We start from the raw sequence: 23,839 nt of genomic DNA, 5'->3' as shown, positions 1-23,839 counted from the left end.
TTCAGTTAATAGTTGGGTCTTCCAAAGGCATAAAAGTGAGACTGCCAGTAGGAAGTGTTGATGGATGTGTACTGGATGGGATCGCCGCAGTGCAACATCACATTGTCGCCCACATAGATGCCCACATGGGAAACGCCCGGTGTGTCATAAGTGCCGACAAAGAAGACGAGATCCCCCGGCTTCACATCGGCGCTGGAAACAGGCGAACAGACATTGTAAAGCCCCTGCGCACCCAGCCGTCCGGTGTTGACAAGTCCGCTGTTTGTGAGGACATAGCTGACGAATCCCGAACAGTCAAAGGAAGTGGACGGGTTTGAACCGCCCCAAACATACGGGTAGCCGAGATATTTTTCTGCCTCTGCGATGAGAGTTGCGAACTTCTCGTCCGTCAGATACGCCGCATTGACCGTGTAGTCATCGGGTGGGTTTTCAATGTACTTGTCCACATAGCCGGAGCCGGGGAACAAATCCTCACGGTTGCCCAGAGTTGACATATAGGCTGAGTACATGGAGAGCTGGTCTTCATTCATGATGTAGACCGGTAAATGGGAGAGGTCAAAGTTTTCCAGCGTGACAGTACAGATGTAGTAGTTATACGGCACTTCGACCTCATAGGTGTAAGTTTCCGTGCTGGTCTCGCCGGTTTCGGGATCGGTGACAGTCGTTGTCCCGGTACGGGTCTCTGTCCGGTAGCGTACCTCAACCTCCACATCTTCGGTGAGGATGTATTGCCGGTCAAAGAGCGTTTGAAGAAGCCCCTGAACTTCGTCCAGAGTGAACTCTCCTTCATTGAAGGCGGAGAGAATGGAAATGAGCACATAGGGATCGTGCTCAATCGCGTCGAGGTCAAAGTGGTACTCGTCGTAGTCGTGTGTGCTTTCGTAGTTGTCCAGATACGATTGCAGCTCGGCCTCCATCTGACAATACTGCGCCTCCGCGCCGGTCATGGCATCGTCCTCACTGAGGTAGGAAGTGGCGATGACAGACGAGGTGGTAGAGGTGAACATTGCCGTGCAGGAGCTAATCCCAGCAGACAACAGGATCAGAATCATCAAGCCAGCTCCCAGCCAAGCAAAGACCTTTTTGTTCTTGACGATAAAGTCCTTTACCTTATCCGACGCTTTCTCTCGGATGGTTTTACCGGTGGACTTGGTGGCGGTGGAGGCCGTTTGCGTCCCTGCCTTGCGAGCCGCAGCATATTCCTTCTTGATGTGCTGCTTCTGGTAGTGCTTATTCATATTGGCTCGGGAAGCCTTCATCTCAGGATTTTCGGCGACCGTCTTCTCAAAATGGAGCTTCCGGTCAGCGGCCTCGGCCTTCTGCTCCAGCTTGGACACCTTCTCGAACGGCTTGTTTGCACTGCGCTCTGTATGATGCTGGTAGTGGCGGACAACGGACTCGGCGGCAATCTCTGTCTTATGGGCAGCTTCTACACCGGAGTTTTCCTGCTCCACCTCATGGATTTTGCCGTGGATGCCAGAGGCAAGCGTATCGCCGACCTTGCGGACGGTCTTGTCTGCCTCAAACTGCAATTTGCTCTGTCCCTTGGGGACTTTCAGCTCGTCTTCAAAGTAGAGGCGGGTTTTGCCTTTACCGGTTTCCTCGTCAAAGACGCGCTCTTTTTTCAACACCTTCTTGGTGGGCAGCTTCTCACGGGCGGCATCCAGACGCTCATGCGCCTTCTGAGATTTTCGCTCCAACCGTTCAATCCGCCGGGAAGCTGGGGCATCGCCGTCAAGGTCCGGCATCTCTGCGGAGGTTTCCGCCGCTCTTTCCAGAACGGACTCTCCATCAATCTGCCTTTCAGCGCGAGGTCTGCTGACCTTACCGGTAACAGCGGTATCGGCAAATGCTTTTCCGTAGTCAACGGAATGGGTGCGGTATGTCTCAGAGTGCAGAGTGTGAGATGTGGGATCATCGCTGACGGGTAGATCGCCCGGATTGTACTCTTGCGCCGCATCTGCGGACTGTGTTTCGGCTTGAGCCTGACTCACTGCGTCTTCCAGCTCATCAGGACGAAGCTGCCGCCGCTTCTTGACCTCTTCGGCAATATCGCCGGTTTCCGTGTCATGGGGCGCGACAAGCTGGGCGTCCTCAAGCCGTTTTGACACTTTTTCTGAGGTGCCTTCGGTAAGGTTTTCTTCCACAGCGCCGTCTCTGGTCATCCGCAGGACAACCCGGTCTTTTGGCTTCAATTCATCATGAGGCATCAAATTTCACCTCCAATCCGCGCCTCGGCAAGTTCTTTATATTCAGGATTTAACTCGATCCCGACATAGTGACGGTCAAGCTGCTTTGCGACCATGCCGGTTGTGCCGCTTCCCATGAAGGGATCAAGGACAACGCCGTCTTTCGGGCATCCGGCAAGCAGACAGGTTTCAACCAGTTTAGGCGGGTATGCGGCATAGTGACCGCCTTTGAAGGGGACAGTGTTGATAATCCAGACATCCCGCTTGTTGCGCAGCGGGTTTATCATGTCATCGGTGATCTCGCCATGTTCCCGGCAAAGATTGATGGTTTGCTGCTTTACCTGTCCGGGGATAGGTTCCCCGTATTTGTTGCTTCCCTTGACCCCACGCTTGAGCCTGCTCGCTGTTCCGGGAGCAATCGGCTCGGAGATTGCCCGGTAGTCAAAGAAATACTTCCGTGACTTTGAGAACAGGAAGATGTGTTCATAGCAGCGGGTGCAGCGGTCTTTGACACTCTCCGGCATCGGGTTTTCTTTTATCCAGATAATGTCATTGCGCAAATACCAGCCGGAGTCGCGGAGCGAAAAGGCCAGCATCCACGGGATGCCGATCATGTCCTTGGGCTTGCAGCCCTCAACCTTGTAGTTAAGAGCCACAGCCTGACCATTTCTGCCCTTGGGATTTTTTGCGTCCACATAGCCGCCCTGATTGCCTTTCCCGGCATAGGTGTCGGAGATGTTAAGCCAGAGCGTCCCGTCTGAGCGCAGTACGCGCCTGACTTCGGTGAACACTTCCGTCAGGCGCGAGATGTATTCCTTTGGCGTTGCCTCTCTGCCGATCTGCCCGTCCACACCGTAATCGCGCAGCGCGTAATACGGCGGGGAGGTGATGCAGCAATGGACGCTTTCATCGGGCAGCGTTTTGAGGACTTCAAGACAATCGCCGGTGTAAATGTGATCAAGCTGTATGGGGACTCCCTCCTTTCTGCGAGACTTGATGCGCAATCAGTCGGAGAAATACTCGTCCGGCTCGTAGTCCTCGTCCTCGTCCAACTCATCCTCCCAGCGGTCGATGATGGACTCGGCCTCCTTCGCCGCTTCGCGGTACAGGGAAAGACGATTGCGCTCATAGGCGGCATAAGCGGGGATGAACTTGCCAAACTCCTGAATGGCGCGGACATCCTTGGTGCGCATATCCGATACCATGTCGATCAGCTCGGCCATCGTCAGCAGATCCTCAATCATGCTGTCGTACTTCTCCTTGGGGATGGTGACGAAATCATCCTCATACTCGTCTTCCTCATCCATATCAAAAGCGGAAGGAGAGCCGGACACACGGTAGATGTGTTCTTTCTCCTGAATGGAGTCGAGAATACCGCCGATGACCTCCGTCGCCTCATTGGCGCACTCGGCGATTTCCTCGCGGACATGGAGGTAAGCGCGGTGGTGCTTTTTCAGCTCGTCCTCCTTGCGGATCAGGTTGACCAACTCCACGGTCAGCCCCATCAGGCCGAAGAAGCTGTCCATGCCTTCCTTGACCTCGCGGAAGCTCATCTCAACCGGCGTATCGCCGAAAATCTCGGTCATCTCGTCAACGGTGATCTCAAAGTTCTCATTCATATTCTTTTTCATAAAGGTAGTCCTCCTTAATTCTGCAAGGTTTCTTCGGGTTTGGTGGTCATGTAACGATAGAGCATCGTGTCCTTCGGGAAGTCATCCTTGAAGGGGACGATGGTCGAGCCGTAGAAGATCAAGCCTTCACCGGCGTTGGAATTGGTGATGTAGTTCTGCTGGCTGGGCGAGATGTTCAGCGCCTTCGAGAGAATCTGCCGGTCGCCGGATGCCTGGTTCAGAAGGTAAACGAAGTCGGAGTTCTCGAAGATGTTCTCGATCTCACGGGAAGCCAGCAAATCCTTGACATTCTGCGTGATCCCGGTGGGGATGCCGCCCCATTTACGGAACCGCTTCCAAATCTCGACACTGTATGCCGCTGTCTGCTCTTCCTTGAGCAGAAGGTGGAACTCGTCCATGTAATAGCGCGTCGCCTTGTGCTGGGCACGGTTGATGGTCACGCGGTTCCAGACCTGATCCTGCACAATGAGCATCCCCAGCTTTTTGAGCTGCTTTCCGAGCTGCTTGATGTCATAGCAGACGAAGCGATTATTCACATCCACATTCGTCCGGTGATTGAAGACATTCAGCGAGCCATGCACATAGATTTCAAGGGCAGTGGCAATCCGCTGTGCCTCCGGCTCACTCTGACTGCGCAGGATGTTGTAGAGGTCTTCGAGAATAGGCATCTTCTCAGGGACCGGATCGGCAAGGTAGTCCTGATACACCTTGCGGACGCTGCGGTCGATGATGGTCTTTTCCACCGGTTGCAGCCCATCCTTGCCGCCCACAATCAGCTCACACATGGAGAGGATGAAGTCGGACTTCAAGGTCAGCGGGTTTTCCTCTTCCGAGTAGTTCACATTGATGTCCAGCGGATTGATGTAGTCGCTGCTTACCGGCGAGATGCGGATGACCTGACCGCCGAGCTTCTGCACAAGGGGATAATACTCTGCCTCGGGATCGCAGACGATGATGTCATCTTCTGTGATGAGGAAGGCGTTGGTCATTTCCCGCTTCGCCGAAAAGCTCTTGCCGGAGCCGGGGGTGCCGAGGATCAGACCGTTCGGGTTTTTGAGCTGTTTTCGGTCAACCATGATCATGTTGTTGGAGAGCGCATTCAGCCCGTAATACAGCGCCTCGCCGCCCTGAAAAAGCTCCTGCGTCGTGAACGGGACGAACACCGCCGTCGAAGAGGTGGTCAGCCCGCGCTCAATCTCGATCTGATTCAGGCCAATCGGAAGAGAGGACATCAGCCCTTCTTCCTGCTGGAAGTCCAGCCGCTTGAGCGCACAGTTGTATTTCTGGGCAATGGAAGCCGTCTGGAAGATGGCGTTTTCGAGCTTCTGGCGGGAGGCAGCGGTATTCATGATGAGGATGGTCACAAGGAACATTCTCTCGTTGCGCGTCTGAAGGTCCTGCAACAGGCGCTTGGCCTCACCGCCGTAGGTGGCAAGGTCGGACGGGATGATTTCCATGTCATATCCGCTTCTCACGGCCTTCTTCTGCTCTTCAATTTTCATCTTGTCGAGGTCAGTAATCTTCATCTTGATGCTCTTGATGGCTTTCGCCTGATCAATCGTGCGGATATGAAGATTGACCGTGATGTTGCTGTCCATGTCGAGGAAGTCAGCCAGCATCCGGTCATTGAGTTCCGGCGCGAGGATTTGCAGGAAGCTCACTGCGCCGATGGCCTTGCCCATCTTGAAGCACTTGCCTTCACGGAAGTCGAAGGAAGTGGGCGCGATGAAATCTTTGCTGCTGAGTCCCGTCCGGGCTACCATGTCAAAGGAGAAGCGGAACGGCTCGTTCGAGTCCATGTTGAACACATCATGGAGCACTTTCAGCCGTTCGTAGCCGGACAGCGGCTCGGTCTTCACACCGAGGGTTTTGAAATTGTTGAGGATGTCCGTCTCAATCCGATCCAGCTTGGCCTTCGCCATGCGCAGGGAGTCGGCCTCAATGCCGAAGGTAATGTACTTGCGCTTGATGAGGCCGTTGTTGCCCTTCGTGAGCTGGTTTTGCAGCATCTCGGAATACTCGCTGCGGATGTCGTTGAACTCGTCAGCCTGCTCCGGGATGTTGATCTGCTTCTTGAACTCGCTGATGCTCGTCCTCTGGTTGATGAAAGAGAACTGGACAAAAATCGAGCTGTCAAAGTAGTTCAGGAAGTCGCACCAGTTCTCGAAGATGGCCGTCTTGTCCTCGTTCTGGGCGAGCTGATAGTTGATGTCGTTGAAACGGATAGTCTTTGTATAAAGACGGCTGTTGACCTTGCAGATGCCGTCGCGGCACATCTCCACATAGGGGATGGTCTGCTGCGCCGATTTGCGGACTTTCTTTGCCTTCTTGTCCTTTTTCTTCTGCATGACCAGCTTCTTCTTTTCCTCGGCGGAGAGAAGATCGCCGTACACCTTGCCGTTTTTGGTAAGCCGCTTAGGTTCTGCGGCCTTTTTCGTGCTGCTGTGCAATCTGCAATTCCTCCTTCTCTTTGATTTCCTGCTGGATCGCAGCGTATAGGTTGCTCGTGCGGTATGGCCGCACCTTATCCCTCAAAAACATGGACTTGATCACATGACCGAGGATTTTTTCAGCCGGTTGCCCGTCCTTCTCATAGAGAGCGAAGAAGATAAACGGGAGCATGATGACCACCATCAGCATTGCCGAAGTGGAGATGCCGAGGCTGGGCTTAGTCAGGAAGAAGATCGGAACACCCGCTGCCGCAGCCAGCGCAAAGCAGATGAGCTGCCGCTTTGTCAGGTTGAACATGACCTTCGTCTTGACACGATTCAGGTCCTTCGGGACCGGTACAAACGCCATTGGGAACCTCCTTTCCAAGCGTGATGCTGCATTCGACCTCATTGCCCCATACATCCCAGCCTTCGGGGGACTGGCGGGCGAAAAGTTCGATGCGCGGGACATCGCCCATGAGCTGGACGATGCGGTTGCGGGCTTCCTCCGGTTTCTTGGAGTGCTCTTCGATGTGGCTCATGATGACCTGATGCACACCGGGGCTTGCCCGTTTGGGATGGCCTTTCGTTGCAAGGATGCAGAGTTCAGCATTCGCCCGTGTCCAGTACCCCATGCCCCAAAAGAGACTGTCGGACACCCGGTTCTGCTTGATCCAGACAAAAGCCGTCGTTTTGTATTCAAATCCCCATGCTTCAAGGACTTGGAACGCCTCCTGCATACAGGGGAAGGTAATCCACATGAAGAGCGCACAGTCTTTTGCTGCAAGCTCTCCAATAGGCAGAGCCTTGATGTCTTCAAGGCTCATGGTCGGGTAATGGCTTTCCGCTGAGCGGCCAAGCCCCTTCTTTGAGTAGACCTTGTACCGCCACGGAGGGTCGGCGTAGATCACGGAGTATTTCTTCAAGCTGACCCTCCTTTCTCAGTGGGCATTGAATAGTGACTTTGCAAGCGAACCTGTCTTGAACAGGGAGAAGCAAAGAATGACCGTATAAGCTGCCACCGAGAATAGCGCCGAGTGGATATTGGCTGCGATGATCATGTTGTTGATGAGCACGGCATAGATCGCAACGCACACCATGATGAGGAAGCCTTGGAATGCCAGCGCGAACAGCCCTTTGAGGTAGTTCGTGCCGATGCTGCCCCATTCGCGGTTGCTCATCGTCGCAATGGGAATGGGCGCGATGCTCACGGTGCAATAAATCTCAATCATACGGCCATAGAGAATGACCGTGATGAGAATGGACATGATCTTGAGGCACAGGCTGATCAGCAGCGTCTCTATGGACAAGCCGAGCAGTTCGCCAATGCCCATCGTTTCCATGCTGGCGCGCATTTGTTCAAGAGTGGATTCGATGTCGATATTCGTGTCGCCGCTTATGACACCGGCTGCACCGGCTACGACATTTTGACCGATGTCGAAGACCGCCATCACAATGTCAAAGGTGTTGGTAACGAGGTAGATCGCCACAGCTGCCTTGAAAAACCACTTGAAGAACATCCATGTGTCCATATCATGCAAGTTGTTTTTCTCGGTGATCATGGAAATCAGCTCGTAACACAGGACAAAGGTGATGATGATACCAGCGATGGGGACTATCACATTTTCGGATAGTCCCCGGATCATCTGGTATATGCTGCTATCCCATGAAGAGGGCGTTTTGCCTACCTCAGCAGCTATCGTCCCTACCTTGTCGTTGACATCGGTGAACATATTGGTCATGTTGCTTTCAATCCAGCCGATCAGAAGCTCTTTTATGGCTTCCTCGATTTTTTCAAGGATAAATCCCAATATTTCACCACCTTTCGGTTATGCTGGGGCTGCCGGATCAGAACAGGCCAGACAGGAGCGGGATAAGGGTCGTGCCGATGAGTACCACACCACCACCGGCCATCAACTGCTTGATTCCTTGGCTCTTGGCACCGGGATTGTCATTGCCGTACCCCTCCATGAGGTTGACCACGCCCCACACGGCAAGGCCAGCGCCAAGGGCGACAACGAGGGTCTGCAAAACGGTAACTGCCTGATTGATAAATTCCATAAATGACCTCCTTATGTTGGAAATTGATTAAAAATTAAGGGAGAGCGCGGCATTTCGCGCCCTCCCATGTGGACACGCGAACCGGTGATCAGAACAAACCGGACAGCAGGGGGATGAGGGTCGTGCCGATGAGTACCACGCCGCCACCGGCCATCAACTGCTTGATGCCCTGGCTCTTGGCACCGGGATTGTCATTGCCGTAGCCCTCCATGAGGTTGACCACACCCCACACAGCCAGACCGGCACCGAGGGCAACAACGAGCGTCTGAAGGACCGTAACCGCCTGATTGATAAATTCCATAGAGTGACCTCCTTGATTTTTGAGTGTGAATTATTGAAAATGGGCAAAAAAATAGAAGCCCCGTCATTGTTCTGCTTTGGGCATTGCCCATGCGCAGTGCATGACGGGGCTTCAATCGGCTTCAACCTCTCCCATGTCATAGAGGTCGAAGGTTTGGGTGGGCTTGACTACCAGCTTGTGAGAACGGTATTTCTCGATGTCAAAGGCGTTGCGCTTATCGTAGTCGGACAGCATTTTGTATTTTGGATGCTTCGTAATGTCGTACTTGTCACTGAGAAAAGGTCTCACGCCTCTAAGCTGCAAAATACATTTGCCGCCGTCCATGACAGCGATTTCGTCCTCCGACATGAGCTGCTTGCCGGTCTTCTGATAGTTCAGGCCGTATGAGTTGTTGGTCGAACGGGTTTCTGATGTGTTATATAGGTCGATTGTCTCCTTTCCGAGGATTTCACTGAGTTCCTTCAAAGTGGATTTTTCCTTGCCGCCGAGGAAGAGCGTACAGTCGCAGTTGCCGACAATCGTGTCCGCCGCGTCCTTGTAGATGGTCTTGAGCTGGCTCTGGGACTGCAAGATGATGGATGCTGAGATTTCCCGGCTTCGGATCGTAGCAATCAGTTTGTCGAATTTCGGGATTTGACCGATGTTCGCAAACTCGTCGAGCAGGCAGCGGACATGAACGGGAAGCCGCCCATTGTAGACATCATCCGCCTTATCGCAGAGCAAGTTAAAAAGCTGGGAGTACATAATCGCAACGACAAAGTTGAAGGTATCGTCGGTATCAGAGATAATGACAAACAGCGCCGTCTTGCGGTCGCCGATGCAATCCAGCTCCATCTCGTCGTAACTCATCAGCTCCCGCAGCTCCGCGATGTCAAACGGGGCAAGCCGTGCGCCGCAGCTAATCAGGATCGACTTGGCTGTTTTGCCAGCGGCTAACTTATATTTACGGTATTGCTTGACCGCGAAGTGGTCAGGGTCACGCTCTTCCAGCTCATCGAACATGAGGTCAACGGGATTTTTGAAAGTCTCGTCATCCTCTCTGGCCTCCGAAGCGTTGATCAATTCGAGCAAGGTAGTGAAGTTTTTCTCGTGTTCCGGCGCTTCGTACCAGATATAGCCGATGAGTGCGGTATAGTAGAGCTTTTCTGCCTTGACCCAGAAATCCTCCCCGGACTTATCGCCATCTCCCTTCGTGTTGACGATGATCGTATTGACCAGTTTGAGGATGTCCTTCTCTGACCTGATGTAAGCGAACGGGTTGTAGTGCATGGATTTACGGAAGTTGATCGTATTCAGCGACTTGATGACATACCCGTTTTTCTCAAGCATCTTTCCGCATTCGACCAATACTGTGCCCTTGGGATCAGTAACCACATAGGAGCTGTGCATCTGCATGAGGTTGGGCTTCACAAAGAAGCGGGTCTTGCCGGAGCCGGAACCGCCGATCACAAGGATGTTCTTATTCCTCGCGTACTTCGGCTGCTTCGGTCGGCTGTTCATCGTCAGCCCCTCGGTCTGGGTGAGGATGACATTGTTGGAGAAGTCGTCATCCATGTAAGGCCGGATGTCTTCCGGTCGCCCCCAACGGGCTGACCCGTATTCCTCCCCTTGGCGGAATTTCTTGCGGTTTTTGCCTTTGATGTAGACGGCCAGCTTGAGCAATGCGCCTCCTGCCACACCAATGAGAAGGTCTACCGGGTGGAAGCTGGGGAGCGGATTGGCAAACGCTGCGCCGAAATTGGCAAAGCCGCCGGTGAGCTTGTCAATAAACTCCGTACCGGGAGCCAGCCGGAAGACCGCCGCCAGCTTATCCACAAAGTAGAAGGCGAACACATACGGGAGATTGAGAAGGACGAGCTTTTTGATGTCGAGTTTCTTTTTCATAGCTCAACGCCCCGATCCTTCGTCTTAACCTTGACCTTCTCCTTGTGCTGGGCTTTAGACTGCTCCCTGCTGCGGGAGAGCTTCTGCTTGAGGGATTGCTTTTCTTTCTGCTTGACCGTCTTGGCGGAAAACTCCTTGAACGCCTGAGTCATCACATCCACATCCCGGCCTTTGAAGAAGACGAGATAGCGCGGCGGCTGCTCAGAGGTGTCTTTCTTGAGCGCGTAGTCGATCCCGTACTTGTTCGCTGTACGCTCGAAAGACTTGATGTTTCCGTCGGTCACTTCGATGTTGCTGATTGCGGCGTTCTGCTCGACAAGGTGCTTGATGGACTGCTTGCCCCGGTAGGTCTTGGGCTGAGAGGCTTGCTTTTCGGCCTTTTCAATTTCCTCAATGAATTTGGCGAGCGCCTTTTTCAGCACTTCCGCAGTGATCCTGCCGCCCTTAATGGCAATCGCAACGACTTTGGTATTTACTTCATCCTGCATGGGGACCTCCTTTCTGAGATTTGCGGGGCAATCCTGTCACTAAGGCGGGACACCGTGTAAAATGTGGATCATGTTTTCATCTCACCCCCTTTAAGTTGATTGAGAATGCTTACGCATCAGCCTTTTCCGTGAAAATCGTAGTTCACGCGGGCTGAATAGTAGTTGTCTATGGTCAGTGAAGCGTTATACAACGCCGTAAGCAGATATGCCCGGATGTTCCGAATGTCGGAAGGGCAATCGTTCATCGCTTGGAGCACATAGTCGATGTGACCGCTGTCCAGCTTGAGGAAGCGTGACTTAACCACCGGCTGCGGCATATCTTCTCCGTTGATACGGATGGTGGGTCTTGTGGAGCAAACAGCATCCAGCATGATCTCGACAATTTCATTTACCCGGTCAAGGTCATAGTGCCTATCCTGAGAGCGGATGTCGATCTCAAGGTTATCCCGGATCAATTCCCTGTATTGCTCCCGTTCATCCATCCTGTCCATCCCATCAAGATTGATAGATTGATAGTTTCTCAGAGAGTTATTTCTTTCGTTGGTAATTACTTGATTAGTATTTAATTGTGCGGGATTTTCCGTACACGGTTTTCCCGTGAACGGATTATCCGTGTCCGGCTTTTCCGTATGCGGTTTTTCCGTGTCCGGCAAACCCGTCTGCGGCTTCTCGTATATCTCGAAAACCATGCTGCTCATCCGGCCTTTTTCATCCCGTGACTGATGACGGACGAGATACCCTGCGTCCTCAAGCTCCCTGAGAGCTGCCAGAACAGCATCGGGGCCTTCCTTGCAGATCGCCGAAAGACCTTTCGTTGAGAACTGCCAGCCATCGTTGAAGGACAGCATTTTGGAGAGTAGCCCCACGGCCTTGAGGGACAGGGTTTTATCCCTGAGATGGTAATTTGCCATGACCGTGTAGCCACGGTTTTTGTTGACGCGATAGACTGCCATGCGGTTATCCCTCCCTTGCCATCACCGGCTGACAGCGCAGCGTTGACAGCTTCACCGGGGAATAGGGACATTCCTCGAAGACACAGGTTTGATATTTCCAGTAGGGACGATGGAAGCAGCACGACCGGCATTCCGGGCAGATCCCGTCGCATCCGCTGTCATAGTGGTTGTGGCCGGGCACCTCCTTCATGAGGGCTTCAAAGGCTTGCAGCTTACCGGCTGTCATGTAGCTCATTTTGTTTTCTCTCCTTTCCTCGCCGCACCGCCGTCATCTGCAAGGGGCAGATTGTTCCAGCTTTCGGGCAACAAAAAAAGAGGGTTTGCTTCATGCTCCGAATTGGAGAATGAAACAAACCCTCTTAGCTTTTCAGATATTCAGATGATGTCTCGGATGGTATGGATGATGCCGAGCAGCAGCCCGACAATCAGGGCGAGTCCTCCGATAAGACCGCCGATGATGATGTTGAGTGCGAAGATTCCTACTGTGCCGGATATGCCGTAACCGAAGGGGACGAGCCAGAGACACATCCTGCGGATGCCGAATGGGAAGCCGACACAGAGCCACATCAGGAAGTAGTCACATACGCCGTCCGCCATATAGACCGGCTTGAAGAATGCGGCAAGACAAAGGGCAATCAGCAGAGGAAGCAGCACTTCCTTGAGAAAAGTCTTCACATCCTCACCCTCAATCCCTGCAAATCGTCCGTGCGGATGCCGACGAGATACCAGTCCGCAGCCATCTCGATCCGAGTGGGTTTCCACTTGCCCCCGATCATGACATCGAAGCATTCCCCGCAGTGCAGACCGCCGTAGTAGCAGTCAAGGTCAAAGCGAATGTCGTACCGATCCGTTGCGTGATCATAAACCAAAGTTCCCTGTTTCATGATGGACTCCTTTCGTTGTGGGCAGCGCAACGGGAAGGGCTTATGCAGTGTACCTCCATAGCCACCGCCAGCCGGTTTTGATCCTGTGCGCCGATTGTTGAGCGATTGTTCCTCTTTCAGGTCAAAAAAGAAGGGACTAAGCCAGAATCCCTTGATTTTCAAGGTCTTTCTGATTTAGTCCCATTATCGCACAACAATCCTTGACGATAATACAGTTGATTTTCCGATTCTCAATGTCCTGTATCATCCGTTTGAAATCCGGGCGTTCAAAATTCGTACCACTGTATCCATCGTCTACATACTCATCGACCTTATGCAGTTCCGGGTGCTTTCCCAGATAATCATTCAGTAAAGCTCTTTGATTTTTGATGCTGTTGCTTTCCTGCTGATCGCCGTCCGAACGTGACAATCGAAGATACACAGCACAGCGATATTGTCCGTTTTCCTGAAAAAACATAAAAAGCCGATAACCTCCTTAATCTATTTGTCGTTCTGACAATAAACCAAGAAAATTATCGGCTTTAGTTAGCATATTCTGTTTTGACCCAAAGCCATTATCTCATATTTCGCGGTCCATGTCAACGCTTTAATGTGCTAAAGTGTAAATTTTCTTCTGCTTTCTTCTTTTTTATCTCCGATGCGTCCGTGCGCATTTTTTCAGTGTGTCCTCTAATCGGTTCTCTCCGGCAAACCTGATCTTTACGACCATTCCCCGGTCAAGATAGCAGTAGGGGTTCTTGATCTGTGAAACAAAATCAACCATCCGTTCTCGTTGCGACAGGTCTTTCTTGATTTCCACATCGTTGATGTCCACCAGTTCTTCACGGTTCACATCCCGAAGTTCCACCGCTGCTAATTTCTTCAAATCCTCAAGTGTATGCGTCATTTTCTGGTACATCAAATACCTCCCTTCACCTATAGCATTCTAAAAGGGGTGTTTGGCAACCAAATTTTGAAATTTCACAAAAATATTTTTTCAAGTGGTTGCCAAAAGGTGCTTCCAGAATGTTATAGGTATAAGGACAATTCTCGATTTTCCAGGTCGTGGGGCTTTTTTCTCTCTTAGCGCAAGATTCGCCCATAGCCGCTCAAAACTCACTCTCGTGGTTTTTCCCGGCTGGCAATCTTGATGGGGATTCCGTTCCCCATTCCCACGGTACGCACAAAATCTTGGATTTTGGCTTTCTGGCTCCACATAAATGTGTTCGCAGCCGAACGCCTACGGCTTATCGGGAGTTGCTCTGCAACTATAAAATGCAGGAGGATTATACTATGGCTCGACCAAAGAAAGAGAAATCACTTCATAGGGGAAAGCGGGTTTACATCCGTTTCACAGAATTGGAATATGAGCTGGTGGCCGGATACGCTAAAGATGCCGGATACCCGATTGGTACTTTTGTACGCAAACAGGCTCTCCGCGAAAAGCTGGAAGTCAACTATAATATCGTTGCCGATCTGGGAGAGATTCAGAATTTGACGGTGCAGGCCGCCGGCATCGGGAACAATCTCAACCAGATTGCCCGCTATTTTCACAGCGGTGGTCTGGCATCACGCGGAATGTTAGAAGAACTAAAAAGGTGCATTGCGGAAATTCGTGAACTGCGGCAGGAAATCGTTCAGCTTGGAGGTGTGTATCGTGGCAATTCTAAAACACATCGCAAGTAAAAATGCCAATTATGGGAGTGCCATCGACTATCTGAAATACCAGCATGATGAGTTTCATCTGGTTCCCGTTCTGGATGAAAGCGGGAATATGCTGCTTCGGGAAGAATTTTATCTTGACGGTTTGAACTGCAATCCCGAAACCTTCGACCTTGAATGTGAACTGTTAAACCAGCAGTACCATAAGAACAACACTTACGATGAAATCAAAAGCCACCACTACATTATCAGCCATGACCCCAGAGATAACGCCGACCACGATTTAACAGGAGAACGTGCACAGGCCATCGGGCTGGAATACGCAAAAGCTAATTTTCCGGGGCATCAGGCTTTGGTCTGCACCCATACAGATGGCAATAATGGAACAGGCAACATCCATACCCACATCATAATCAACAGCCTGCGCAAATCCGATATAGAGCCTCAGACCTACACCGAACGGCCAATCGACTGCAAGGCTGGATACAAGCACCACCTTACCAAAGACTATTTGAAGCACCTGCAAAAATCTTTGATGGATATTTGCCAGCGCGAAGGGCTGCATCAGGTCGATCTGCTCTCCCCTGCTGCGGATAAAATCACACAACAGGAGTACCATGCGCAGCGGCGTGGGCAACTGAATCTGGACATCGCAAACATGGAACTCCTGGGCGATGGCATTACACCCATGCACGCCACCTTTGAAACCGATAAAGAAAAAATCCGCAATGCCATTTCTGACATTGCGGAACGTGCCACATCTTTTGAGGAGTTTCAGCGATTATTAAAAGCAGAATACGGAATTTTGGTAAAAGACCATCGCGGACGATTCAGCTATCTTCCTGCTGACCGACAGAAATTTATTTCTGCCCGCGCTCTCGGTTCTAATTATGACCGCGACAGGCTTCTCCGCATTTTTGCAGAAAATGCGCGGAACGAAGAACGGAACAATCCTCATTGGGCAGCAGATGATCCTATGGCTATTTTGTTCATTAAGTCCGACCTGCGCCTTGTGGTTGACTTGCAGACCTGCGTAAAAGCACAGCAGAACCGCGCCTATGCGCAGAAAGTCAAGATTTCCAATTTGCAGCAGATGGCACGAACAGTCGCTTATGTGCAGGAACATGGATACGATTCTTACGAAAAACTCTCCGATACCACTGACGCCATTCAATCTAAAATGGCAAAAGCCCGAAGTGATGCCAAATTCACCGAAGCAAAATTGAAAAAAGTCAATGAGCAGATTCGTTATTTAGGCCAGTATCTTTCTACAAAATCAGTCTATGGTGATTTCTTAAAATCCGGCAATAAGAAATCTTTCCGTCAGGCTCATGCAGAGGATATTGCCAAATATGAAGAAGCCCTCCGCATCCTAAAGCAGCACTCCCCAGATGGAAGGTTCCCGACCATGAAAGACCTCCGGGCTGAAAAGGAGCAGCTTACCATTCAGAAAGATGCCCAGTATGACACCTACCACTATTTCAAAGATTACCACAGGGAACTCCAGACTGTATGTGCCAATGTAGATAACATTCTGGGAACAGAACGAGAAGCACGACGCGAACAGCAGCAATCCCGAAAGAACGAACACTCTCTATAAAACAAAAAGCCAGCCCTGGTCTTTCCTGCGAAAGACTAGGGCTGACCCTTTTCTACCATATTACTCTTAGAACAGGATTTGAACTGTCGCATCCTGAATCAAATCAATGAACTGCTCTTTCGTTATAACTTCTTTGCGGCAAATAATCGACTTATCCGCTTGCTGCCGTGTATAAGTCAATTTTCTATCATCGTGGCGAAGCTGCCGCACCGCATCCAAAGTCAGGGCTCCCTCACGATACATCTGGCACAAAATAAAGTCATTTGACTTAAAGGCCACCGAAATCGGAGAATCCAGCGCAGGAGTAAATTCAGAATTTCCAATTAAAATGCGCTCTGCATTCGTTTGGAACTCATGCGCATCCGTATCCTGCGTATAGATTGTCAGGCTGTCCACTCCATCATGATACCACGCGAATATTTCAGCAAGGATCGTCAACGAGATTTCTCCCGCATTCTTTTTAAGAGTGCGGCCCGTTGACAGCGTTCTTCCATGAATCGGCCATTCATCATACAGCCGGTTCATCCATTCCTCTGCGGAAGGCAAATCAATCAAATCTTCGGTTTTTACTTTTCTGCGAAGGAAGCGCATCAATTCTGACACACGCGATACCGCAGCTTCAACGATGTAGTACAGGTTCACATCTTCATCATTGACAAAAGCACCGTACTTTGTTTCATCAATCCAACGAATAGGATACCCTTGTGCCTGAAGCTGCTCAACATAGGTGCTTCTGTATGTAGAATCCTCAATTTCCTCCATTACCCACTTTGGTATCAGAATCAAATCGTATACGCTGAGGATTCCATCAGATGGATAACTTCTCTGGCTCAACTCGTGCATAAATGCCAGTGATGAGTTATCCATAAGTGCTATTTTGGTCTCCCCAGCATATTCTTTATACTCTGGTATATTAAGCATCGGCCTCTCCCGTCAGCATTTTAAATTCACTTAAAACCGTTTTCAGAAATGCTTCATTGTCTTTATGGTATTCCACTTCCGGCTCATTGCGAATCGTCTTATTGATTTTCTCTTGCAGCGGACTTACATTTACTACATACGAAGGCCGTACAAGGGAATCATCCAATCCCAAATCGCGGAATCTCTGTGCAATATCTTCAACCTGCACATCAAAGTTTTCCTTAACTTCTTCCGCAATAGCCGTATTCCCATTCTTTACTGCACTTTCATACAGAGAAATCAGCACCGCCTTATAGGGAGCTTGGAAAGCATTCATGCACTGAAACGCTTTTGCTTGGAACTCCATATCCTTTAAGCCCTCAAAATACGGCATAAGGTTTCCCAGAAGCATAAGCGCAGCAAAGTATTCTGCTTTTCGTTCTTCCATCAGGATTTCGGATTCAATCAAATGGTCAAAAGAAACTTCATCAAACAATAGATGATAAATCTCATGCCACGCAGTAAAATACTGATTTGCTCTCGGAAGTGCCGTATTTATCAAGGGGATTCGTTTTCCATCCCGAACAAAAATCGCTCCGCTCAAATAGTGATTATCAATCGGCAGCTGTATCAAACCATACGGTCTTAAAATCTGTAACGCCAACTGTATCGGAGAATTTATCTGCATCGGATTGTATTTTGACCAGATAAGCGAAGCACTCTGCTTCATCTGTTCCTCAATGACTTCGTTCCTTTTGATAACTTCATCTAAGTTGGCTGCTGTAATTCGCTCACTCATAGCCTTCCGCCTTTAATAATAAACACTGCAAAGGTTTAGAATATCCTGCAACAGATCGTACTCTATCTTTGCCTTATCATTCATCTGATAATCAATCGGCGCATTCTGCGAGTACACGGCATCTACACTTTGCACCCTCGGTGAAAATCCCATCAAGGTATCCGGGTCAATGCTCAAACTGGTAAGAATTTTATTCAAATGCTTATCGAATGTACTTTTACTATCTATCTCGCCATTCAAAATCTTATCTAAAGTAGGGCGAGAAATCTCTGTCTTCTTGCAGAACGATACTTTTGAGAATCCATTGCTGCGAATATAGTCCTTTAATTTTGTCCCTGTCAGTTTTCTCATTTCAAAAAGTTCATCAAAACGCATTTTCATCTCTCCCTTCTGCTATTATTATATACCATCAACTTCGGGAAATCAATCGTGATGTAAAAAAGTTTTTTATATTTTTGATTCTAACGCAAAAAAGATGGCCTCCTTTTGGGGGAAGCCATCTCAACGATATTACGGTATTTTAACTTTTTCGGCTTCTTTCCTGTTCCTGCTGCGGCGCATTGTCTTTTTGTCGCCGCTCAGCCTGCTTAATATGCAGCCGATCAAGCACCGACCACCTGCCGCCAATGCGCCGGGGCTTTTTCGGTACATTGTTGACGCAGCCATCTATCATATTGTAGTTTTGCTCCGTGCCGGATTCTTTGGCGCGTTCCGCTGTACCGTTTTCAAAGAACTTCTGATGGTGCAGCAGTTCAGGCTTTGGGCCTTGTAAAAAAGCACTCATCTTTCTGGTAGCTTCTCCATCGAAACCTAAAGCTGTCTGCGTCACAAAGGCTCCACTCTCGTGAAGAATAATGCTCGGTGGTGGATTCTTCGTTTGTTCACTTCTCATCTGAACAAACCGCTGACCATCGACCTCTACTTCATCCGATACCAGCCATGTGCCTTTTTGCCCTGCCACCTGATAGCCGCCCTCATCAAGAATCAGGTATGTGCCGCTCTGGGGCTTTGGGAAAAAGCCGTTGAATCTCACCAGCCTATCCTTATCAACATAGAAAAAAGAGGTTTTGCCTGCCGCAGTCAATCCGATGACATCACTGACCCCAAATTTTCTAATTTTGAATTTGTCCGGGTTAATGCTTTCCATCTTTTTACGAATCGCTTCCGCGCCCATTCCCCGTGAAGCCGTACCAGAGTAGCCCGTGCCATAATTGTCTGCGGTTATCATAAAGCCATGCTGAATCTGGTATTCATAGCTGCGGCAGCGATACTCACGGTTTTTCTCAGAATTATCGATCTGATAGATTGCAAACACATCTGAACTCATTTTCCTGCATCATCCTCCGGCCTATACCATTCCAGCTCCAGCCCTTTGAACTGCTGCTCATTCAACTGCTGCATCTTTGGGATCGTCTGCTGGACAAGCGCAGCCATCTCTGCATCCTCTGCCACAAGCGGCTGAACCTCCGTCAACACCTGAATCGTATCTTTGAGTGTCGGCTGCTCAAACATCGCCATCAGCATCAATTCCAGTTCATCAAAGTGTACATTGCTCATAACTCCATCCCTTTCTTTTTCGCTTTCTTCGGCTTATCCTGTTCCTGTGCAGGTTGCTCCTGCTTCTTTGCTTTCAGACTGCGCAGGGCATCCAGAACAGACTTTTTCGTACTGCTGCGTTCCTGCTCCTTGCTCTTCTGCCGTGCCTCCATCAGTTTTTCCATATCGGAAATAGCCTGTTGCACCAGCTTATCATCCCTGAAATAGTTGATGGAATTGATGTTCTCGCGCTGTACTTTATCGTTCACGACCAGCTCATACATTCCAACAAAGCCGCCATCTTCCTCGATGCAGAATCCAATGCACTTGTCGGCGTTCATCCGTTCGGACGGAATCTTGTCATAGGCTTCCAAAGCTTCTTCCATCGTCAGATGGTCGTGGAACTCTCCCGCAAATGTAAACTCCAAGCACTCCGCAACGTAAAAGCTGAGCGTTTCTTCCGGTGCAGGTCTTTCTGCAACGAGTTTTTCTTTCAAAACTTCTGCCTGCTGTTCAGCCACCGTATCAGCCTGTTCCCGCAGTTCTGCCGCATCCATGACTTTACCCTCTGCCGCATCGCAGCCAAACTCTGCCAGCAGCTCCGTCATAGCCTCCTGCACAGACTTATCTCCATCTGTTTCAAGGACACCGCCATCCCGTTCCGTGAAGTCCTTATTATATAAGGTATAGTCAAAGCCATCGTCACAGGTCTGAATGTGAAAATAGGCATCCGGCAATTCGTAGGCCAACTCCACATCCTGCACGGCTAAGGCCCCCTGTAACGGCTGCACAACATGATTCTGGATATATGGGTTATCCCAGCCCGGAACTGTTTTGTAGTCCTCTACGATGGTATCAAGGCCGTTCTTGCACTGTAAAACATCCAGTGAACCCGGCAGCGGATCAGGATTTTTCTCCACACCCAAGGCTTTCATGTAATGGTACGGAAGTGCCTGATACTGCGACATCGCATCGTCGAGATTTCCGAACCGCTCAATTTTCAAAGGCGCGGCCTGCAAATTTTCGACCACATAGAACTGCTTTACAAAAGACTGCTCCTGTTTCAGTTCTTTCTGCGCATCCAGTTCTTCCCGGAACATCGTCACAAAGCCATCCAGCACAGCCGGATGGCTGTCAACCACCCAGTCAGCGCGGAAGGTCATGCGGTCTGCATTATGCTCCGGGGTTCTGACCTGCTCTGCCCATTCCTTATTGCCGTGAGAAAAGCGGCCATCGTAGCTTTTATGGTGCAGAGTGTTCGCCAGAATGTAGCCCACACGCTCCATGCCGTACTGCCGCACCACCTGATCGACTGCATCATCGCCAAGGTACATTCCATCATAGTTGTCCGCAATCGCTTCATGGATTGCCTGCTTGCACTCACTGTTCAGCCGATAGGATGTGCGGTATAAATCCACCTCGTCATTTTCTTTGGCATAGCTGAACGGCTCGTAGTAAACAGGCACATCCGAATAGTCCTGTGCGCTGTTGTCCGGCACAGGCGCAGCCTTTTCAATGATCTCCGATACCACATCTTCTTTTTTCGGCATATTCCATTTTTCAGAAAGATATTTCTGCACGGCCTCCTGAAAATCTTCATCGAAGCCGTTCCACAAATCCTCTGCCACCAGCTTGCCCTGCTCATTGACTGCAACGCAGGCCGCCATATCGCCGTGTTCCTCATGCTCCAGCAGGAAGAACTTCTCGCCGCCGACTTCTGTTTCATCAATGGCGTACCATGTACCGATATGCCCTTCGACTGCGATGTGGTCGGAATCACCGTGGATCAGTCCATTTCTTTTCTGCTGCTGTTCCTCCATGAACTCTCGCACAGTCAACTCTGCGCCTGTGAAGTTCAGTCCTTCCTCGCCCAGTTCCAACCGCCCCTCTGCGCCAAGGTCAAGTTCTTCGGCCATCAGAACAGATGCCGCATGGTTCACCACCACAGTTTTCTCCACTGTAATGGGCTGGCCTGGGTCGTAGTCCGAACCGCGCAGATCATAGCGATATAAGCCCTCCGGCACATCTTCATCCCGCAGTCGGCCATTGCTGAAAAGACCGGGCTTATCAAAGATTTCGATTTCCTGCAATTCTTCGTTCAAAAGCGTTTCTTTCTGCAAATCCATATTCCTTTCCTTGAAAAATTCCGGCAACTCGGCAAAGCCGATGCTGTCCACATAGTAGGCTTTGACTGTACTGCCATCATTGAGTACCACCACATCACTGACCGACAGCGAATGTCCGGTAAAGTCTGCCGGACGCTGGATGTTGAACCGTTCATAAATGCCATCCAGCGTATCCTTTTCCGTAAGCGGTGCGGTATAGATCAGGTCATAATCTGCACGGGTAACCGTTATGCCTTTCTTCTGCACATAGTCCAGCCCCATAAAGCGGTAGTCGTGTTCCGGGTCACGCTCTGTGATTTGATAAATGCCGAACTGCTTTTCGCTACCATACAGCAGCACATTTTCCTGTTCTGTCATGTTCCGCCCCTGTTCCAAATCTGCTATTGCAATCTGGAAGGTATCACTTCCGCGCTCGATTTCCTCTCGTGCTGTGACAAGAATCGGCCACGGGCTAATGCGGACAAGATAAATCTGCTTACCCTCGTCATACAGTCGCAGAGCCTGTTCACGGTTTATCACTGTCAGCTGAAAATCCGGGCGCGCATACTCGTCCTCTGCATAATCTTCCCGCTGTTCCAACAGAATCGCATCCCATGCGTCTGCCTTAATGCCGAAAATGCCATCGTGCTGCTCGATTTCCTCTTGGCTTACATAATCACCTGCCGTGCCATCACGGAACAGCGGATAAATCCTCTCACCCAGCCGATGCCATTCCCGTGCGCCTTCTTTCGTCAGCGGCAGCACATCATCTTTTCGGTAGCCATAGTCGTGCATTTCCGAAAGACCAATCATCCCATCCGGGAGATTTTCGATTTTCTCCTGCGCATCGTGCATCAGGCGGTTGACTTCTTCTTTGTCATCCTCGGCCACTGCAGCTGCAATACCGTTCACCAGTTCTTCCGTTGCCGCCCGGTCATCCAGTTTGAAGGCGAAATTTACGATGAGGTTTCGCTGCTCATCATCAAAAATCGTTTTTTCCTGCTCCTTATTGGCAATCAGCTTTTCCGCATACTGCATCGCGGTCATGCGCTCTGCGCTCCTTTCCGCGACTGCCGCTTCCAGCTTTTCCAGAAAGTCGGCTGCGGTCAGTCGAATCGTATCCATCGAATCTTTCAGTTCCTTCATCTCCTTGCCACTGGCCCAGCTTGCCACATACGGAAATGAATAATCGGATGTGTCAATGTCCAGAGCCGAGCAGACCGTAAATGCAATGCTTTCGGCTTCGGTTTCTTTCGTGAGCCTGTCTTTTTCTTCGCCGCTCTGCTCCATCAAATCGCTGTTGTGCAGCATCGCATGAGCAACCTCATGGATCATCGTCTTTATGGTCTGGCTCTCGCCCATGCCGACCTGAATGCAGATTTCTTTGTCTGCATCACTGTAATAGCCTTTGGCATCTCCTTCGATTTCATCAAACCGCATCGGCACAGGCGATACCTGCTCGATTGCCGCCGTAAGCAGCGCATAGTCTTTGACGCTGGCCGTCAGTTCGTTCACTTCCAGCGATGGAATCGGTTCCCCATCGGTCTGTGAAACATCAAAAACCGTCGTCACTCGGAAGCGCGGAACCACATACTCCACACGTTCCATTTCCGGTTCACCGTTTTCGTTCAGCACAGCCAAGCCCGTATCCTTGTCGATTTTCTCGCGTTCTTCCACTTCCTTGATGGGAGCCGGAGCAATGATCTGGATGCCCTTTTCGCCTTTTTTGACGTAACGGTTGAACTTATTCTTCCATGCGTTAAACCCTGCCACCAGTGTGGCATCAGGCCGCTGCATAGCAATCAGTAGCGTATTATTGAAGCTGTAATTATGGAATTTTGCCATCGTGCGCAGGTATGTCGTGTACATTTCCGATGTAAAAATGTCCTTTACGCCCTGCTCCAGCCGTTCCGTGATTTCTTTCATCTGCTGTTTGCGGTCAACTGCCATGCAAGCCCTCCTTTTTCTTGACCCATCGTGTTTTCATCTGGCGCGGATATTGGTCGGCCTGTTTTGGTGCTTTTGCACCGTTCCATTCCAAGCCTCCGGCTCTGCCCTCACAGGTATATCCGGCAGCTTTCAAAGAACTGCCATGCTCTGTGTCCAGAACATATGTGATAACTTTGTTGTAGCCCATTGCCCGTGCTGCACGGTATGCCGCCGCATACAGGATGCTGCAGGCGTTCGGCGTTCCATCCGTACACAAGCGGTTGACTTCCAGCGTGTAGCCATCGTCCAGCCGCCGTGCCACGGGTCTGCCGCAGATGGCAACCCCCACCAATGCGCCATTGTCCGATACCCCGATGGAGAACTTATGTCCCCGTGTCGGCTTATGGTGGCGGTGATACTGCTGCACAAATGCGTTTGCTGTTTTCAAATTGATCGGTGTTAATGTCAGCAAATGCCCTCCTTTTTCAAAAATGCCCCGTTAGATTCCT

Annotated in this window: 25 protein-coding genes and 1 pseudogene; 2 read left to right on the top strand and 24 right to left on the bottom strand. The window is 50.5% G+C overall.

Annotated features, from left to right (window positions below):
- Window positions 1–5: 5 nt before the first annotated feature.
- From C4885_RS00360 to C4885_RS00280, 17 genes and pseudogenes are all read right to left on the bottom strand, one after another.
- Window positions 6–2,210, bottom strand: a complete 2,205-nt coding sequence (locus C4885_RS00360) for a C40 family peptidase (protein ID WP_113998519.1) — start codon at window positions 2,208–2,210, stop codon at window positions 6–8.
- Window positions 2,210–3,187 (bottom strand): site-specific DNA-methyltransferase, encoded by a 978-nt coding sequence (locus C4885_RS00355; RefSeq protein ID WP_371681608.1) that lies wholly within the window; start codon window positions 3,185–3,187, stop codon window positions 2,210–2,212. The genes C4885_RS00360 and C4885_RS00355 overlap by 1 nt, the downstream gene beginning before the upstream one ends.
- 6 nt (window positions 3,188–3,193) lie before the next feature.
- Window positions 3,194–3,715, bottom strand: a complete 522-nt coding sequence (locus tag C4885_RS00350) for a nitrogen fixation protein (RefSeq protein WP_371681607.1) — start codon at window positions 3,713–3,715, stop codon at window positions 3,194–3,196.
- 119 nt (window positions 3,716–3,834) lie between these two features.
- Window positions 3,835–6,168, bottom strand: a complete 2,334-nt coding sequence (locus C4885_RS00345) for a VirB4-like conjugal transfer ATPase, CD1110 family (protein WP_242979443.1) — start codon at window positions 6,166–6,168, stop codon at window positions 3,835–3,837.
- Between the two features lie 67 nt (window positions 6,169–6,235).
- Window positions 6,236–6,619 carry a PrgI family protein gene (locus C4885_RS00340; RefSeq protein WP_242956811.1) on the bottom strand — a complete coding sequence of 128 codons (384 nt, stop codon included), beginning with the start codon at window positions 6,617–6,619 and terminating at the stop codon, window positions 6,236–6,238.
- A gap of 7 nt (window positions 6,620–6,626) precedes the next feature.
- Window positions 6,627–7,175, bottom strand: a pseudogene (locus C4885_RS00335) (MT-A70 family methyltransferase); the annotation flags it as partial.
- Window positions 7,176–7,190: 15 nt separating this feature from the next.
- Window positions 7,191–8,060, bottom strand: a complete 870-nt coding sequence (locus tag C4885_RS00330) for a VirB6/TrbL-like conjugal transfer protein, CD1112 family (protein WP_050005960.1) — start codon at window positions 8,058–8,060, stop codon at window positions 7,191–7,193.
- Between the two features lie 37 nt (window positions 8,061–8,097).
- The gene (locus C4885_RS00325) at window positions 8,098–8,310 is read right to left on the bottom strand and encodes a Maff2 family protein (protein ID WP_004611947.1); all 213 of its coding nucleotides are present in this window, start codon (window positions 8,308–8,310) and stop codon (window positions 8,098–8,100) included.
- Window positions 8,311–8,398: 88 nt separating this feature from the next.
- Entirely contained in the window at window positions 8,399–8,611 is a 213-nt protein-coding gene (locus C4885_RS00320; protein ID WP_004611947.1) for a Maff2 family protein, read from the bottom strand.
- A gap of 111 nt (window positions 8,612–8,722) precedes the next feature.
- Complete coding sequence (locus tag C4885_RS00315; RefSeq protein ID WP_113998517.1) at window positions 8,723–10,495, bottom strand: VirD4-like conjugal transfer protein, CD1115 family; 1,773 nt, start codon at window positions 10,493–10,495, stop codon at window positions 8,723–8,725.
- Complete coding sequence (locus tag C4885_RS00310) at window positions 10,492–10,983, bottom strand: PcfB family protein (RefSeq protein ID WP_004611945.1); 492 nt, start codon at window positions 10,981–10,983, stop codon at window positions 10,492–10,494. Before C4885_RS00310 ends, C4885_RS00315 begins: the two co-directional genes overlap by 4 nt.
- Before the next feature lie 116 nt (window positions 10,984–11,099).
- Window positions 11,100–11,936: a DUF6017 domain-containing protein gene (locus tag C4885_RS00305; protein WP_113998516.1), complete on the bottom strand. Its 837-nt coding sequence runs from the start codon at window positions 11,934–11,936 to the stop codon at window positions 11,100–11,102.
- Window positions 11,937–11,940: 4 nt separating this feature from the next.
- Window positions 11,941–12,171 carry a hypothetical protein gene (locus C4885_RS00300; protein ID WP_050006550.1) on the bottom strand — a complete coding sequence of 77 codons (231 nt, stop codon included), beginning with the start codon at window positions 12,169–12,171 and terminating at the stop codon, window positions 11,941–11,943.
- 140 nt (window positions 12,172–12,311) lie between these two features.
- Window positions 12,312–12,611, bottom strand: a complete 300-nt coding sequence (locus C4885_RS00295) for a DUF6050 family protein (protein ID WP_082052353.1) — start codon at window positions 12,609–12,611, stop codon at window positions 12,312–12,314.
- Window positions 12,608–12,820 (bottom strand): DUF5348 domain-containing protein, encoded by a 213-nt coding sequence (locus tag C4885_RS00290; RefSeq protein WP_050006549.1) that lies wholly within the window; start codon window positions 12,818–12,820, stop codon window positions 12,608–12,610. The genes C4885_RS00295 and C4885_RS00290 overlap by 4 nt, the downstream gene beginning before the upstream one ends.
- Before the next feature lie 136 nt (window positions 12,821–12,956).
- Entirely contained in the window at window positions 12,957–13,277 is a 321-nt protein-coding gene (locus tag C4885_RS00285; RefSeq protein ID WP_113998515.1) for a recombinase family protein, read from the bottom strand.
- A gap of 171 nt (window positions 13,278–13,448) precedes the next feature.
- Complete coding sequence (locus C4885_RS00280; RefSeq protein WP_113998659.1) at window positions 13,449–13,706, bottom strand: DUF6870 family protein; 258 nt, start codon at window positions 13,704–13,706, stop codon at window positions 13,449–13,451.
- A gap of 386 nt (window positions 13,707–14,092) precedes the next feature.
- Between C4885_RS00280 and mobC the strand changes: the two genes are divergently transcribed.
- Both mobC and C4885_RS00270 read left to right on the top strand, forming a co-directional pair.
- Window positions 14,093–14,485, top strand: a complete 393-nt coding sequence (mobC, locus tag C4885_RS00275) for a plasmid mobilization relaxosome protein MobC (protein WP_158538752.1) — start codon at window positions 14,093–14,095, stop codon at window positions 14,483–14,485.
- Complete coding sequence (locus C4885_RS00270) at window positions 14,457–16,061, top strand: relaxase/mobilization nuclease domain-containing protein (protein WP_113998513.1); 1,605 nt, start codon at window positions 14,457–14,459, stop codon at window positions 16,059–16,061. Before mobC ends, C4885_RS00270 begins: the two co-directional genes overlap by 29 nt.
- Before the next feature lie 66 nt (window positions 16,062–16,127).
- Here the strand turns inward: C4885_RS00270 and C4885_RS00265 are convergent, their stop codons facing one another.
- From C4885_RS00265 to C4885_RS00235, 7 genes are all read right to left on the bottom strand, one after another.
- Window positions 16,128–16,982, bottom strand: a complete 855-nt coding sequence (locus tag C4885_RS00265) for a hypothetical protein (protein WP_022256731.1) — start codon at window positions 16,980–16,982, stop codon at window positions 16,128–16,130.
- On the bottom strand, window positions 16,975–17,760 hold the full coding sequence (locus C4885_RS00260) for an ImmA/IrrE family metallo-endopeptidase (RefSeq protein ID WP_113998512.1): 786 nt from the start codon (window positions 17,758–17,760) through the stop codon (window positions 16,975–16,977). Before C4885_RS00260 ends, C4885_RS00265 begins: the two co-directional genes overlap by 8 nt.
- Before the next feature lie 12 nt (window positions 17,761–17,772).
- Window positions 17,773–18,135 (bottom strand): helix-turn-helix transcriptional regulator, encoded by a 363-nt coding sequence (locus C4885_RS00255; RefSeq protein WP_022256733.1) that lies wholly within the window; start codon window positions 18,133–18,135, stop codon window positions 17,773–17,775.
- Window positions 18,136–18,280: 145 nt separating this feature from the next.
- Entirely contained in the window at window positions 18,281–19,087 is an 807-nt protein-coding gene (locus C4885_RS00250; RefSeq protein ID WP_113998511.1) for a YodL domain-containing protein, read from the bottom strand.
- The gene (locus tag C4885_RS00245; RefSeq protein ID WP_113998510.1) at window positions 19,084–19,317 is read right to left on the bottom strand and encodes a transposon-transfer assisting family protein; all 234 of its coding nucleotides are present in this window, start codon (window positions 19,315–19,317) and stop codon (window positions 19,084–19,086) included. The genes C4885_RS00250 and C4885_RS00245 overlap by 4 nt, the downstream gene beginning before the upstream one ends.
- Window positions 19,314–23,351 carry a DUF3849 domain-containing protein gene (locus tag C4885_RS00240; protein WP_113998509.1) on the bottom strand — a complete coding sequence of 1,346 codons (4,038 nt, stop codon included), beginning with the start codon at window positions 23,349–23,351 and terminating at the stop codon, window positions 19,314–19,316. Before C4885_RS00240 ends, C4885_RS00245 begins: the two co-directional genes overlap by 4 nt.
- Window positions 23,341–23,802 carry an XF1762 family protein gene (locus tag C4885_RS00235; RefSeq protein WP_113998508.1) on the bottom strand — a complete coding sequence of 154 codons (462 nt, stop codon included), beginning with the start codon at window positions 23,800–23,802 and terminating at the stop codon, window positions 23,341–23,343. The genes C4885_RS00240 and C4885_RS00235 overlap by 11 nt, the downstream gene beginning before the upstream one ends.
- Window positions 23,803–23,839 lie beyond the last annotated feature (37 nt).

The sequence above is a fragment of the Subdoligranulum sp. APC924/74 genome, from assembly GCF_003324125.1.
GTDB lineage: Bacteria > Bacillota > Clostridia > Oscillospirales > Ruminococcaceae > Gemmiger > Gemmiger qucibialis.
Note: the sequence above shows the minus strand (reverse complement) of the source record. Positions and strands in the feature narration are given on the sequence as shown.